The sequence below is a fragment of the Micromonospora sp. NPDC049580 genome, assembly GCF_040675595.1.
Classification (GTDB): Bacteria; Actinomycetota; Actinomycetes; order Mycobacteriales; family Micromonosporaceae; genus Micromonospora.
Window position 1 is genome coordinate 1 of record NZ_JBFAPG010000115.1, and the last position, 14,246, is coordinate 14,246.

The 14,246-nt window shown below is 72.6% G+C and carries 15 protein-coding genes; 9 read left to right on the forward strand and 6 right to left on the reverse strand.

Annotated elements, in window-relative coordinates:
• Positions 1 to 72: 72 nt before the first annotated feature.
• Positions 73 to 240, reverse strand: coding sequence for a DUF3117 domain-containing protein (locus AB0J68_RS12635; RefSeq protein ID WP_007455245.1), 168 nt, complete (start codon positions 238 to 240; stop codon positions 73 to 75).
• A gap of 190 nt (positions 241 to 430) precedes the next feature.
• On the opposite strand from AB0J68_RS12635, the gene AB0J68_RS12640 reads away from it, so the two are divergent.
• The 4 genes from AB0J68_RS12640 to AB0J68_RS12655 are packed head-to-tail and all read left to right on the forward strand — an operon-like array spanning position 431 to position 4,661.
• On the forward strand, positions 431 to 1,249 hold the full coding sequence (locus AB0J68_RS12640; protein ID WP_007455243.1) for a PaaX family transcriptional regulator C-terminal domain-containing protein: 819 nt from the start codon (positions 431 to 433) through the stop codon (positions 1,247 to 1,249).
• Positions 1,250 to 1,253: 4 nt separating this feature from the next.
• Positions 1,254 to 2,045: an enoyl-CoA hydratase-related protein gene (locus AB0J68_RS12645; RefSeq protein WP_354855957.1), complete on the forward strand. Its 792-nt coding sequence runs from the start codon at positions 1,254 to 1,256 to the stop codon at positions 2,043 to 2,045.
• Positions 2,046 to 2,104: 59 nt separating this feature from the next.
• A complete protein-coding gene (locus AB0J68_RS12650; RefSeq protein ID WP_363938299.1) occupies positions 2,105 to 3,403 on the forward strand; it encodes a DUF1800 domain-containing protein in 1,299 nt (432 codons plus the stop codon).
• Positions 3,404 to 3,419: 16 nt separating this feature from the next.
• Positions 3,420 to 4,661 (forward strand): DUF1501 domain-containing protein, encoded by a 1,242-nt coding sequence (locus AB0J68_RS12655; RefSeq protein WP_354855959.1) that lies wholly within the window; start codon positions 3,420 to 3,422, stop codon positions 4,659 to 4,661.
• Here the strand turns inward: AB0J68_RS12655 and AB0J68_RS12660 are convergent.
• Both AB0J68_RS12660 and AB0J68_RS12665 read right to left on the reverse strand, forming a co-directional pair.
• Positions 4,658 to 5,281, reverse strand: a complete 624-nt coding sequence (locus tag AB0J68_RS12660; protein ID WP_363938302.1) for a hypothetical protein — start codon at positions 5,279 to 5,281, stop codon at positions 4,658 to 4,660. The genes AB0J68_RS12655 and AB0J68_RS12660 overlap by 4 nt on opposite strands.
• A gap of 25 nt (positions 5,282 to 5,306) precedes the next feature.
• The gene (locus AB0J68_RS12665) at positions 5,307 to 5,876 is read right to left on the reverse strand and encodes a DNA-3-methyladenine glycosylase I (RefSeq protein WP_355066720.1); all 570 of its coding nucleotides are present in this window, start codon (positions 5,874 to 5,876) and stop codon (positions 5,307 to 5,309) included.
• A 138-nt stretch (positions 5,877 to 6,014) separates the two neighbouring features.
• Between AB0J68_RS12665 and AB0J68_RS12670 the strand changes: the two genes are divergently transcribed.
• A complete protein-coding gene (locus AB0J68_RS12670; RefSeq protein WP_355132627.1) occupies positions 6,015 to 6,908 on the forward strand; it encodes a sterol desaturase family protein in 894 nt (297 codons plus the stop codon).
• Here AB0J68_RS12670 and AB0J68_RS12675 read toward each other — a convergent pair.
• Complete coding sequence (locus tag AB0J68_RS12675; protein ID WP_354855963.1) at positions 6,853 to 7,350, reverse strand: SRPBCC family protein; 498 nt, start codon at positions 7,348 to 7,350, stop codon at positions 6,853 to 6,855. The genes AB0J68_RS12670 and AB0J68_RS12675 overlap by 56 nt on opposite strands.
• On the reverse strand, positions 7,347 to 8,012 hold the full coding sequence (locus AB0J68_RS12680; protein ID WP_363938307.1) for a DivIVA domain-containing protein: 666 nt from the start codon (positions 8,010 to 8,012) through the stop codon (positions 7,347 to 7,349). The genes AB0J68_RS12675 and AB0J68_RS12680 overlap by 4 nt, the downstream gene beginning before the upstream one ends.
• Positions 8,013 to 8,163: 151 nt before the next feature.
• Between AB0J68_RS12680 and folP the strand changes: the two genes are divergently transcribed.
• Positions 8,164 to 9,033, forward strand: a complete 870-nt coding sequence (gene folP, locus AB0J68_RS12685; RefSeq protein WP_363938310.1) for a dihydropteroate synthase — start codon at positions 8,164 to 8,166, stop codon at positions 9,031 to 9,033.
• Positions 9,034 to 9,103: 70 nt separating this feature from the next.
• Here the strand turns inward: folP and ndhC are convergent, their stop codons facing one another.
• A complete protein-coding gene (ndhC, locus tag AB0J68_RS12690; RefSeq protein WP_354855966.1) occupies positions 9,104 to 9,481 on the reverse strand; it encodes an NADH-quinone oxidoreductase subunit A in 378 nt (125 codons plus the stop codon).
• Between the two features lie 127 nt (positions 9,482 to 9,608).
• Between ndhC and AB0J68_RS12695 the strand changes: the two genes are divergently transcribed.
• The 3 genes from AB0J68_RS12695 to AB0J68_RS12705 form a co-directional block, all read left to right on the forward strand.
• Positions 9,609 to 11,063, forward strand: coding sequence for a hypothetical protein (locus tag AB0J68_RS12695; RefSeq protein ID WP_363938314.1), 1,455 nt, complete (start codon positions 9,609 to 9,611; stop codon positions 11,061 to 11,063).
• Positions 11,064 to 11,376: 313 nt separating this feature from the next.
• On the forward strand, positions 11,377 to 13,224 hold the full coding sequence (locus tag AB0J68_RS12700; RefSeq protein ID WP_355066715.1) for a 2-oxoacid:acceptor oxidoreductase subunit alpha: 1,848 nt from the start codon (positions 11,377 to 11,379) through the stop codon (positions 13,222 to 13,224).
• A partial coding sequence (locus AB0J68_RS12705) for a 2-oxoacid:ferredoxin oxidoreductase subunit beta (RefSeq protein WP_363938317.1) occupies positions 13,217 to 14,246 on the forward strand: 1,030 nt, incomplete at its 3' end. The genes AB0J68_RS12700 and AB0J68_RS12705, both read left to right, overlap by 8 nt.

Sequence of the window (14,246 nt, forward strand, 5' to 3'; positions counted from 1 at the left end):
CACCGGATTCGCCGGTGGCTCAGGGTCCAAGAAACGCTCCGAGCGGCGTACGCCGTCCGGGTCGCTCCTCACTCAGCCGGCGGCTGCCTTCAACGCGTCACCGAGCGCGTTGGCCTCGTCGGGAGTCATCTCGACGACGAGCCGGCCACCGCCCTCCAGCGGGACCCGCATGACGATGCCCCGACCCTCCTTGGTGACTTCCAGCGGACCGTCGCCCGTCCGCGGCTTCATCGCCGCCATGTTGTCTCCCCTCAGACCTACACCAGGGTCGGTGGGTTGCCCCACAGCCACTTCGTCACGACCTCCCGCAACTCTCGCGGGGGTGTCGACAGACGATTTTCCCTGATGAACACCGCCGGACCCAAACCGGAGCAGCATTGATGTAACAGCATCTAGCTTATCTTGAGAAGGCCTGTCACAATGTGCGGTCATGCAGGCACGGTCGGCTCTCTTCGACCTGTACGGCGACCACCTCCGACCGAGGGGTGGCCGGGCACCGGTCGCCGCCCTGGTCAAGCTACTGGCGCCGTTGGGAATCGCGCCGCCCGCCGTTCGCACCGCCGTGTCCCGGATGGTGCGTCAAGGCTGGCTCGACCCGCTCCGGCTGGCCTCCGGACCGGGATATTCGATCACACCAAAAGCCGCCCGACGACTCGACGAGGCGGCGGCCCGGATCTACCGAACCGGTCGGGTCACCTGGGACGGCCGGTTCGATCTGCTCGTGCTCGACGCCCCGGGTTCCCGGCGGGACCGGCAGCGACTCGCCGCCACCCTCAGCTTCCTCGGCTACGGCACGCTCGACGAGCAGACCTGGGTGGCGACCCGGCCCGCCGAGGACGTCGACCTGTTGCTGGCCGAGGCCGGCATCCGGTTCGAGCGGTTCACGGCCTCGCACTTCTCCGGCACCCCCGGCGCGATGGGCGTCGTCCGCCGCGCCTGGGACCTGGCCGAGATCGGCCGTGCGTACGAGCGGTTCGTCGCCGACCAGCGCCCCCTCCTCGGCGCGGTCACCGTGCGCAGCAGCGACGAGGAGGCGTACGCGGCCCGCTTCCGGCTGGTGCACGCGTGGCGTACCTTCCTGTTCCGGGACCCGCAGCTGCCCCCGGCGCTGCTGCCCGAGCGCTGGCCCGGCACCGCCGCCGCCAGCTTCTTCGACCGGCACGCGGCCCGCCTGCGTCCGGCCGCCGACCGGTACGTCGAGCAGTGCCTCGACGCCGGCAACCGCATCGTTCGACAGAAGGGTCGTTAGACACGTGACCGAGCCGTTGCTCGTCGACCGGACCGACGCCGTCGTCACCCTCACCCTGAACCGGCCGCAGGCGATGAACGCGCTCGACCTGGCGCTGAAGGAGGCGCTGCGGGACACGCTGGCCGAGCTGGAGACCGACCGGTCCTGCCGGGCGGTCGTGCTGGCCGGGGCCGGTGGAGCGTTCAGCGCCGGGCAGGACCTGCGCGAGCACGTGGCCACCCTGGGCAACTCCTCCGCGCCGCCGCTGGACACCGTGCGGGCGCACTACAACCCGATCGCCGCCCGGCTGGCCAACCTGCCCAAGCCGGTGGTGGCCGCGGTTCGCGGGATGGCCGCCGGCGCCGGCGCGTCGCTGTCCTTCCTCGCCGACATCCGGATCGGCGGCCCGAGCACCAGCTTCCTGATGGCCTTCGCCAAGGTCGGCCTCGCCGCCGACACCGGCGCCTCCTGGACGCTGCCCCGACTGGTCGGCCACGCCAAGGCCGTGGAGCTGCTGATGCTGGCCGAGCCGGTCCGCGCCGAGGAGGCCTGCCGCCTGGGGCTGATCACCCGCCTGACGGACGACGACGAGCAGGTGCTGCCTGTCGCGCAGGACCTGGCGGCCCGGCTCGCCGCCGGCCCCACCGTCGCGTACGGGGCCATCAAGCGGCAGCTCTCGATCGCCGACGCCGGCACGCTCGCCGACGCTCTCTCGGCCGAGGCGCAGGCTCAGGCGATCTGCGGTGCCACCGCCGACCACCGGGCGGCCACCCTCGCGTTCGTCGCCAAGCAGAAACCGGTCTTCGAGGGACACTGAACGCGATTCGCACCCCGCCCTTACCGTCCTCGTACGCGGGCCGCCTAGCGTCGGACCGCATGAGCGATCGTGAAGCGGTGGCGCACCTGCTGCGTCGGGCCACCTTCGGGCCGACCGCCGACGAGGTGGACGCGGCCGAGCGGGCCGGGCCGGCGGCGACCCTGGACAACCTGCTCGCCCCCGGGCGAGCCGACCGGGGCGCCGCGGCCACCCCGCAGCCGACGCTGCCCGCGGACCCGTACGCCGCGCTGACCAAGGAATCCACTCGCGAGCAGCGGCAGAAGGCCAACGCCCAGCGCCGGGAGCAGCTCCAGCAGCTGACCCTCTGGTGGCTGGACCGGATGGTCGCCGCCGAGGACGGGCTGACCGAGAAGCTGCTCTTCTTCTGGCACGGGCACTGGGCGACCAGCGCGCAGAAGGTCAAGTCGGCGCGGGTGATGCTGGGCCAGTTGGAGACACTGCGCCGCCACGGGCGCGGGCCGCTGGCCCCGCTGGTCGCCGCGATGGTGCGCGACCCGGCCCTGATCATCTGGCTGGACGGGCAGAAGAACACCCGCAAGGCGCCGAACGAGAACCTGGCGCGCGAGCTGATGGAGCTGTTCACCCTCGGCATCGGCGCCTACACCGAGGCCGACGTGAAGGCCGGCGCGCGGGCGTTGACCGGCTGGGTGGTGGACCGGCGCACCGGCGTCGCCCGTCTCGAGGCCAAACGGCACGACCCCGGGGAGAAGACGATCCTGGGACAGACCGGCCGCTTCGACGCCGAGGCGTACGCCGGGCTGCTGGCCGCCCAGCCGGCGGCGGCGACGTTCGTGGCCGGGCGGCTCTGGTTCCGCTACGCCGGCACCGACGTCCCGGCCCCGGACGGCCTGGCCGGCGCGGACACCGTCGCCACCCTGCGCACGCTGTTCTCGTCGCCGGCCTTCGCCCAGACCCGGGGCACCCTCGTGAAGCAGCCGGTGGAGTGGATGGTCGGCGCGCTGCGACAGCTCGGCGTCCGGCCCTCCGCCCTGCCGGAGCAGCAGCGCAAACAACTGCTCTCCGGCCTGAACGCGCTGGACCAGGTGCCGCTGCGGCCGCCCAGCGTGGGCGGCTGGCCGGCCGGCGCCGCGTGGCTGACCACCTCGTCGTTGCAGGCCCGGCTGCGGATGGCCGGGATGCTGGCCACCGCGGCCACCCCGGCGGTGCTGGCCCGGCTGACCGCCGCGCCCGTCGCCGGCCGGCCGGACGCTCTGGCCCGGCTGCTGGTCGTCGACGGCTGGGGCGCCCGGACCCGGGCCGCCCTCGCACCGTTGGCCGGCGAGCCGCGCAAGCTGCTGGCCGCCGGCCTGGTCAGCCCCGAATACACCGTCAGCTGAGCGGAGGAGTCGAGAAGTGGACACCCTGACCCGACGCAAGTTCCTGCTCACCAGCGGGGTGGTCGGCGCGGGCGCGCTGGCCGCCGGCGCCGGCGCGTACGGCCTGCGGGACCTGCTGGACACCGCCGGAGACCGTGATCCGCAGTCGCGCACGCTGGTGCTGGTCACCCTCTACGGCGGCAACGACGGCCTGAACACCGTCATCCCGTACGGCGACCCGGCCTACCGGGCGGCCCGCCCGGAGCTGGCGTACCCCGACGGCGAAGTGCGGCGGCTGGACGACGATTTCGCCCTCAACCCGGCGCTGGCCGGGCTGCACCAGCGCTGGTCGGGCGGCGGGCTCGCGATCGTGCGCGGGGTCGGCTACCCGAAGCCGGACCGCAGCCACTTCCGGTCGATGGACATCTGGCACACGGCGCAGCCGGACCGGCCGGGCAACACCGGTTGGCTCGGCCGCTGGCTGGACGGGGCGGGCGGCGACCCCCGGCTGGCCGTCTCGTTCGAGCCGGCGCTGCCGCCGCTGCTGGCCGGGGCGCACAGCGCGGGCGCCGCCGTGCCGGTGACCGACCGCAAGGCCGCCAAGGGGCTGTCGGCGGAGACGCTGAAGGCGTTCTCCGCCGCCGAGGCGGGCGAGTCGGCGGCCCGGGGCCGTGCCGCCGCCTGCTTCGCCGACCTGCGGTCGGTGGACGAGATGATCCGCCAGGTACGCGACTCCGCCGCCGCGGAGGCGGACGACCCGGACGGCGAGCAGGCGCCCGCCACGGCCACCGGCGGGGCACGAACCCCGCTGGACGCGCAACTGGACCTGGTCGCGCAGTGTGTGGAGGCGAACGTGTCCACCCGGGTCTTCTCGGTGTCGCTGGGCGGCTTCGACACGCACGCCGACGAGAAGCAGTTGCAGGCCGTCCTGCTGGGGCAGCTGGACCGGGCGTTGACCGCGTTCGCCGACCGGATGAGTCGCAGCGAGGCGGGCCGGAAGGTGGTGGTGGCGGTCTACTCCGAGTTCGGCCGTCGGGTCCGGGCCAACGCCTCGGACGGCACCGACCACGGCACCGCCTCCGACATGCTGCTGCTCGGCGCGGGGGTGCGCGGCGGCTGGCACGGGGACGCGCCCAGCCTCACCGACCTCGACGACGGCGACCTGAAATACACCACCGACTTCCGGGACGTCTACGCCACGCTGCTGGAGCGGGTGTTGGACACCGACCCGGGCCCGGTGCTGGCCGACTGGCGGGGGCGACTCGACAAGCTGGTCTAATCGTCCTCTTCCGGGTCCTGGTTGGCCTCCGCGCCCAGCACGAACGCCTGCATGGCCAGTTCGTCGCCGGCCGGTGACACGAAGGCCGGCAACTCGCGCGGCCCCAACTCCTGCACGTACGACCAGAACAGGCGCACCGCCTCGGCCGGTGTGCCGGCCTCGATCGGCAGGTCGAGGCTGACCAGCCAGGTGCGCCGCGCCGGGGGCGGGCCGAGCTGGTCGGCCAACGCCCGGAAGGCGGCCGGCTCCAGTGCGGTGACCGGCCCGTCGAGGGTGAGCAGGTCGGTCGGCACCGGCTCGTCGAAGGCCCGCCGGGTGTACGTCACGACGAGCGTCCCCGGCTCGACGTCGGACTGCGGATCGTCCGGATCCTCGGAGTGCCGCTGCGTCGGCGCCGTGACCCGGCCGAGGGCCACCAGTCGCGGCGGCGCGTCGGCCAGCACCGCCACCCGGTCGCCGGGGCCGGGACGCCCGACGTTGGTCAGCCCGGTCAGCTCCAGCGAGTCGTGGTGCACGAGCCGCTCGGCCTCGTAACGCTCCGGGGGCAGCAGCACGGCCCAGGTGCCCGGCCCGTCGGCGTTGCCGGCCGCACCGGCCCGGTACGCGGTCTCGGTCGTCATGCCTGCCATCCCATCACGCCGCCGTTCAGCGGGTGACGTGACAGCCGACGATGTGATCGTCGACCATCCCGGTGGCCTGCATGAGGGCGTACGCGGTGGTCGGGCCGACGAACCGGAAGCCGCGCTTCTTGAGTGCCTTGGCCATCGCCGTCGACTCCCCGGTGATCGGCGCCAGCTCGGCGAACGAGGCGGGGCGGGCCGGCCGGCGCTCCGGCGCGAATGACCAGAGCAGCGTGGAGAGCCCCTCGGGCAGCTCCAGCGCGGCGCGGGCGTTGGCGATCGCCGCCTCGATCTTGGCCCGGTTGCGGACGATGCCGGCGTCGGCGAGCAGCCGGGTCACGTCGGTCTCGCCGTAGTCGGCCACGGTGGCGATGTGGAACTCGTCGAAGGCCAACCGGAACGCCGGGCGTTTGCGCAGGATGGTCAGCCAGGACAGGCCTGACTGGAACGCCTCCAGGGTCATCCGCTCGTAGAGCGCGTCGTCGCCGCGCAGCGGCCGCCCCCACTCGGTGTCGTGGTAGACGACGTAGTCCGGGGTGCTCGCCCCCCAGGCGCAGCGGGCCAGCCCGTCGGCGCCGATCACCAGGTCACTCACGTCGCACACGCTAGGCCATCGCACCGACAGCCCATTGCCACCGGCCACTTCGCTGCCTATCGTGCTTGTTACCGACCGGTAGGTCAGGGTCACCCAGCGGGGCGTCCCCGGCCGACGACGGCGAGTGGAGGCGGCGCGATGAAGGAATTTCCGGACGTCATCGCCTGGTCGATCCCGGCCTTCCTGCTGCTCATCGTGCTGGAACGGGTCTCCTACCTGCTGCACCGCGACGACGACGAGGTCGGCTACGGCGGCGCGGACACCGCGACGAGCCTGGCGATGGGGCTCGGCAGCGTCTTCACGGACCTGCTCTGGAAGGTGCCGATCGCCGCCGCGTACGCGCTGCTCTACGCGCTCACCCCGCTGCGGATCGCCGCCCTCTGGTGGAGTTGGCCGCTGATCCTGCTGGCGCAGGACTTCTGCTACTACTGGTCACACCGGGGCCACCACGTCATCCGGATCCTCTGGGCCTCGCACGTGGTGCACCACTCGTCGCAGCGGTTCAACCTCTCCACCGCGCTCCGGCAGCCGTGGACCGGGCTGACCAGCTGGGTTTTCTACATCCCGCTGATCCTGGCCGGCGTACACCCGGCGGTCGTCGCGTTCTGCGGCTCGGTCAACCTGCTCTACCAGTTCTGGATCCACACCGAGCGCATCGAGAAGATGCCGCGCTGGTACGAGTTCGTCTTCAACACCCCGTCGCACCATCGGGTCCACCACGCTTCCCAGGGCGGCTACCTGGACCGCAACTTCGGGGGCATCCTGATCGTCTGGGACCGGCTGTTCGGCTCGTTCGCGGCCGAACGGGAGCGCTGCGTCTACGGTCTGACCAAGAACGTGGGCAGCTACAACCCGGTGCGGGTGGCCTTCCACGAGTACCTCTCGATCGCCCGGGACCTGCGCGCCGCCGTGACGTGGCGGCACCGCGTGGGGCATCTCCTCCGAGCGCCGGGCTGGCAGCCGGCGCCGGGCGTGGTCAGGGCAGTCGGCCCTGCTCGACCAGACGGCCGAACCTCTTCAGCGCCTGGGTGAGACCCAGCTTGGAGCCGGGCCAGAGCACCGGCCACGCCAGCCGGCCGGCCCGGCCGCCCGGCAGATGGAACCACTCGTGCCAGACGACCTGGGTGCGAGCCTGGCCAAGTGCGGTGCAGCGCAGGACACCCGGGCCGCGCAGCACCTGGCCGTGGTGCACCACGCCGATCTCGTACGGCTCGTCGACCCGGACCACCCGCATCTCGTCGCGCAGCGTCGCCCGGCCGAGCGCGGTCACCGCCTCGATCCGGCTGCCCTCGCGCCCGTCGCCCTCGACGACCCGCACCTGGGTGAACGGGATCCAGTCCGACTGCCGTTCCCAGGCGAGCAACGCGGCGAAGACCCGGGCCGCCGGGGCGTTGACGATGACCGTGGCGGTCACCTCACCGGCACCGGGTTGCGCCGCCTCCTGAAGATCGTCGGCGCCCTCCGGACCGGTCACGCCGACTCCGACCGGACCACCGCGCCGTGCTGCCCGACCCCACCGGCCGGCTCGTCCTCGGCCGGCTCGTCCTCGGCCGGCTCGTCAGCAGTCAGATCGCCGTCGGTCGGCGTGCGGTCGGTCGAATCGCCGGCTGCCAGCTTGTGCGCGGTCGGCTCGCCGTCGGCCGGCTTGTGCGCGGTCGGCGCGCCGTCGGCCGGTGCCACGCCGTCGGAGTCGGCCGCCGAGGAGGTGGGAGCGGGCAGGTCGTCGGCCGGCGGCACCTCCGCATCCGACTCCGCCGTGGTCGCGCCCGGCACCGCCCCGGCGGCTTGCTCGCGGGCCTGGCGCAGCACGTCCGCGTCGTCGGTGCGGCCCTCGCGCAACGCGATGACCTCCGCCTCCAGGACGCCGATCAGCTCGGACTTGTAGCCGATGTCGTAGGCCGCACGGCGCATCGCCTGGTCGACCTGGGCCATCCGGTACCCGCGCAACCCGGTGTCGAAACGGACCGCGCCCACATCGGATTCCCGCAGTGGCCGGGTGCCCGGCAGCGGGATGGCCTGCGAATCCGGTTCGGTCGGCGCGAGGCCGGGATCCCGGCCACTGACCAACACCGTCACGCCGAAAACCACCGCCGCGACGGTCAACGCCACGACCAGGAGGAGCAGAAGCTGACCCATGCACTGATCGTGGCACGACAGCCGGCTGGGAGCGACCCCACCACCCCGATCGCGATCCACGCCCACGCCCGCCCCGCGCGTCGGCCGACCGACCGGCTAGCGTCGATAGCGGCCGGAGCGGCGGCGACGGTGCGGACAGTCGGGAGGCGTCATGGCCGGGGCACTTCGGCTTGGTGGGCGGACGTTCGCCCCGGGTGAGCTGGTGGTGATGGCCATCGTCAACCGCACACCGGACTCGTTCTTCGACCGGGGCGCCACCTTTGCCGCCGACAGCGCGCTGCGCGCCGTCGAGCGGGCGGTCGACGAGGGCGCGGCGATCATCGACATCGGCGGGGTCAAGGCGGGGCCGGGCACCGAGGTGGACGTGGCCGAGGAGATCCGGCGCACGGTGGACACCATCGCCGCCGTACGGGCCGCGTTCCCGGAGGTGGTGATCTCCATCGACACCTGGCGTGCCGAGGTGGCGACGGAGGCCGTGGCGGCGGGTGCGGACCTGCTCAACGACACCTGGTCGGGCGCCGACCCGGCGCTCGCCCGGGTCGCGGCGAGCACCGGCGCCGGCCTGGTCTGCTCGCACGCCGGCGGGCTGGTCCCCCGGACCCGGCCGCACCGGGCAGCCTTCGACGACGTGGTCGCCGACGTGGTCGAGACGGTGACCGGGCTCGCCGGGCGCGCGGTGGCGGCCGGGGTACGCCCCGACGGCATCCTCATCGACCCGGCGCACGACTTCGGCAAGAACACCCGGCACTCCCTGGAGATCACCCGCCGGCTGGACGAGCTGACCGCGACCGGCTGGCCGGTGCTGGTGGCGCTCTCCAACAAGGACTTCGTCGGCGAGACGCTGGACCTGCCGGTGGCCGAGCGGCTGGAGGGCACGCTCGCCGCGACGGCGGTCTCCGCCTGGTTGGGCGCTCGGGTGTTCCGGGCCCACCAGGTCGGGCCCACGCGTCGGGTGCTGGACATGGTCGCCTCGATCCGCGGCGACCGTCCGCCCGCGGCGACCCGGCGGGGTCTGGCCTGAGTCGCCCGGTCGGTGCGGCAACCGACGTGAACGGTCGGCGGAGCGGCACGATCGCCGGAGGTCGGGGCGCTCAGGTCCAGCGCAGGATGTTCCTACGCCAGGCGTAGAGGATGCCGAGGGCGAGCACCGCCACGAACACCGCCATCTCCACCACCGTGACCAGGCCGAAGCCCGGTCGGTCGAAGACCACCGCCCACGGGAAGAGGAACACCGCCTCGACCGCGAACAGTACGTACAGGTAGGCGTACACGTAGTAGCGGATCTGCATCTGCGCCCAGTCGGCGCCGACCGGGTCGAGCCCGCACTCGTAGCTGGTCCGCTTGCCGAACGGCTCAGCCGGACGGGCGGGACGTAACACCCGGTTGGCCGAGAACGCCGTCACAAAGAACAGGACACTGGCGAGCAGCAGGAGCCCGAGCGTCGCGTACGAGCCCAGGTAACCGGTCACACCGGGAGCCTACCGCCCACCCGGACAGGCCGTCCCAAACACGTTACGGATTTGTTTCCAGGTGGGACTAGTGCACTGTGGCAACTGTTACCAACATTGGACTTCCACCCATGGCACCGGAGGACAGATGGCCCGCGTGAAGGTATCGCCCGAACGCTGGGCTGTGGGGCGGCCTCCCACGCCCCTGCTGGCGGCCTCGCTCGCGCTCGGGCTGCTCGCGGCGCTCGCGGCCGCTCCGGCCCTCGCCAGCGCGGCGGTGCCGCGCATCCACCCGATCGCCGCCGTGACGGAGTCGGCGCCCGAACCCGATCCGGACCCGGAGACCACTCCGGCCCAGGAGCCCACCCCGACCCAGGATCCGGGCGGCGATCCCGTGCCGACCAACCCGGCCCCGGAGACCACCGCGCCACCGCCGGCGACGACGCCGCCGGCGCCTCCGCAGACCACCGCGCCGAACGTGCCGCCGCCGCCGACCACCACCGCTCCCGCGCCGGGGGGCAGCACCCGGCCGCCGACGCCCGGGCCGCCGGCTCCCCCGGTGCCCCCGGTTCGCCCGCCCGCGCCGGGTGGCACCCCGCCGGCGGCGCCGAGCCCGCTCGGCGTGCAGGTGACCACCGAGGACGTCACCCTGCCCGAGGCGTACTGGAACGCCGCCAGCACCACCACCACGCTGCGGGTCACCGTGGCGAACACCGGCACCGCCGCGCAGCGGGTCCGGCTCTCGTACACCCTGCCGGCCGGGCTGACCGACGCCGGGACGAAGGGGTGCGTCGCCGCGGGCGGTGGCGCGTACCACTGCGGGGCCTGGACGGCCGAGGCGGGCGTCCGGTTCAGCAGCCTGATCCGGCTGCGGGTCGCCGGCAACGCCTGGGAGCGGATGCCGCTCAGCGGCTCCGTGCAGGTCGTCGCGGACGCGCCGGGGGTGTCCGGCGAGGTGGCCGACGACCAGGGCTTCGCGGTGCTGTTCCCGCCCGGCCCGCCGGTGCCCGGGATCTCGCTGGCCGCCGACGAGGTCGCGTTCGACATCAGCGGCGCGGCGAGCACCCTCGCGGTGCGGCTGGTCAACACCGGCACGGTGGACGCCGCCGGCCTGGTGGAGGTGATCCTGCCGGCCGGGGTGAGCGTGCCGACCCCACCGGCGGGTTGCCTGCCGGTCGAGGCGTCCCGCACCCGGTGCGACGGGGGTCTGCTGTCGGCCGGCGAGACCCGCGAGCTGCGGCTGCCGGTGGAGGCGACCCCGCAGGCCCAGCGGGAGGCGCCGCTGTCCGGAGCGGTGATCGGTCAACTCGACCCGCGCAACGGCGCGACCCGGCGGGTGCAGATGAGCTTCCGCATCACCGCTGCGGCCGCGCTGGCCACGCCGGTCGTCTCGCCGCCCGCGCCGACCGGCTCCCAGGGCGTACTCCCGGCGGGCGCCACCACCGACGACGACGGCGGCATGACCTCGGTGCAGCGCACCGCGGTCATCCTGATCGCGGTCTCCGCGCTGCTGGTGGTGCTGGCCCTCACGCTGGCGACCACCTCGCTGCGCCGCCGCCTCGGCGAGCCGACGGCCGAGCCCACGGCTCCGCCCACCGACTGACCGATCGACGACCCTGGCCGTCCCCGACCGGGGTCGCGGCCGGCCGGGGACGGTGATCTGAATTACGGCGGGCGGGGCGAAACCCCGCAATCACGGGCGAATATCACGTTGATCGGGTCTCAGTCGGCGGACCTCCGGGGAGGGTCGGGGGTCCGTTCGACGTAGGCTCTCGGTGAGGAACGACAGCGGACCGGACCAGCCTGGGGCGGTGCGGTGCAGCGTTGCGTCAAGGAGGTCCCGTGGCCGGGCAAGGCGAGGTCACCATGATGTTCAGCCGGCCGCGCGACCGCGCGCAGCGAACGAAGGTGGCACAGTGACCAAGCAGATCCGTCAACTCGACCGGGTGGTCATCCGGTTCGCCGGTGACTCCGGCGACGGCATGCAGTTGACCGGCGACCGGTTCACCTCGGAGACGGCGCAGCTCGGCAACGACATCTCCACGCTGCCGAACTTCCCCGCCGAGATCCGGGCTCCCGCCGGCACCCTGCCCGGTGTGTCGAGCTTCCAGGTGCACTTCGCCGACTACGACATCCTCACGCCGGGCGACGCGCCCAACGTGCTGGTGGCGATGAACCCGGCCGCGCTCAAGGCCAACCTGGCCGACCTGCCGCGCGGCGCGGACATCATCGTCAACACCGACGAGTTCACCCGGCGCAACCTGGCCAAGGTCGGCTACCAGACCAGCCCGTTGGACGACGACTCGTTGGCCGGCTACGTGGTGCACCCGGTGGCGCTGACGTCGATGACGGTCGGGGCGCTCGCCGCGCACGAGGTGTCCAAGAAGGACGCCGAGCGTTCGAAGAACATGTTCGCCCTCGGTCTGCTCTCCTGGATGTACTCCCGGCCGTACGAGTCGACACTGCGCTTCCTGGAGCGCAAGTTCGCGGCCCGCCCCGAGCTGGTGGCCGCGAACGTGGCCGCCTTCAAGGCCGGCTGGAACTTCGGCGAGACCACCGAGGATTTCGCGGTGCGCTACGAGGTCAAGCCGGCGAAGATGCAGCCGGGCACGTATCGCAACATCACCGGCAACGCCGCGCTCTCGCTGGGCCTGGTCGCCGCCGGGGTCCGCTCCGGGCTGCCGGTCTTCCTCGGGGCGTACCCGATCACTCCGGCGTCGGACATCCTGCACGAGCTGAGCAAGCACAAGCGCTTCGGCGTGCTGACCATGCAGGCGGAGGACGAGATCGCGGCGGTCGGCGCGGCGCTGGGCGCGTCGTACGGCGGGTCGCTGGGCGTCACCACCACCAGCGGTCCGGGTGTGGCGCTCAAGAGCGAGACGATCTCCCTGGCGGTGGCGCTGGAGCTGCCGCTGGTGATCGTGGACGTGCAGCGCGCCGGGCCGTCGACGGGCATGCCGACCAAGACCGAACAGGCCGACCTCAACATGGCGTTGTTCGGTCGGCACGGCGAGGCGCCGGTCGCGGTGATCGCGCCGAAGTCGCCGTCGGACTGTTTCTTCGCGGCGTTGGAGGCGGCGCGGATCGCGTTGACCTACCGCACGCCCGTGATCCTGTTGTCGGACAACTACGTGGCCAACGGCTCCGAGCCGTGGCTGCTGCCCGACGTCGAGTCGCTGCCCGACCTGCGGGTCGAGTTCGCCACCAAGCCCAACGGCGAGGACGGCACCACCTTCCTGCCGTACCTGCGCGATCCGGAGACCCTGGCCCGGCCGTGGGCGATTCCCGGCACTGCGGGGCTGGAGCACCGCATCGGTGGGCTGGAGAAGGCCGACAAGACCGGTGACATCTCGTACGACCCGGCGAACCACGACTTCATGGTGCGCACCCGGGCGGCCCGCATCGAGACCATCCCGGTGCCGGACATCGAGGTGGAGGACCCGGACGGCGACGCCCGGGTGCTGGTCCTGGGCTGGGGCTCGACGTACGGCCCGATCGGCGCCGCCTGTCGCGGGGTGCGCCAGCGCGGGCTGTCCATCGCCCAGGCGCACCTGCGGCACCTCGCCCCGATGCCGGCCAACCTCGGCGAGGTGCTGCGCTCCTACGACAAGGTCGTCATCCCGGAGATGAACCTGGGTCAGCTGGCCCACGTCATCCGGGCCCGCTACCTGGTCGACGCGATCAGCTACAACCAGGTCCGCGGTCTGCCGTTCACGGCCGCCGAGCTGGAGACGACGCTGGAAGAGGTCCTGAAGAATGTCTGAGCCTGTCGCCCTGAAGCTCACCGCGAAGGACTTCAAGTCCGACCAGGAGGTGCGCTGGTGCCCCGGGTGTGGTGACTACGCGATCCTGGCGGCCATCCAGCAGTTCATGCCGGAGTTGAACATCCCTCGCGAGCGGACCGTGTTCGTCTCGGGGATCGGCTGCTCGTCGCGTTTCCCGTACTACATGAACACCTACGGGATGCACTCGATCCATGGTCGGGCCCCGGCGATCGCGACGGGCCTGTCGGTGTCGCGGCCGGACCTGTCGGTGTGGGTGGTCACCGGCGACGGTGACGCGCTCTCCATCGGCGGCAACCACCTGATCCACGCGCTGCGACGCAACGTCAACCTCAAGATCCTGCTGTTCAACAACCGGATCTACGGTTTGACCAAGGGCCAGTACTCGCCCACGTCCGAGGTCGGCAAGGTCACCAAGTCGACGCCGGCCGGCTCGGCCGACGCGCCGTTCAACCCGCTCTCGCTCGCCCTCGGCGCGGAAGCCAGCTTCGTCGGTCGCACCATCGACTCCGACCGCAAGCACCTGCAGTCGGTGCTGCGCGCCGCCGCCGAGCACGAGGGTTCGGCGTTCGTGGAGATCTACCAGAACTGCAACATCTTCAACGACGGGGCGTTCGACCAGCTCAAGGACCCATCCACCCGCGACGACTACCTGATCCGCCTGGAGCACGGGCAGCCGATCACCTTCGGCGCGGACGGGCAGTTCTGCGTGGTGCATCCGCCGGGCGCGTTCGGCCTGGAGGTCCGGGAGACCGGCTCGGTCCGCCCGGAGGAGATCGTCGTGCACGACGCCACGGTGACCGACCCGGCGTACGCCTTCGCGCTGTCCCGGCTGCCCGGCCTGGACCTGCGCAACACCCCGATCGGGGTGTTCCGGTCCGTGGACCGGCCGTCCTACGACAGCGTGGTCCAGGGCCAGCTCGCGGCAGCCAAGGCGACGGTCACCGAGACCCCCGAGAAGCAGCTCGCCGGCCTGTTGGGCAGCGGCGACACCTGGACGATCA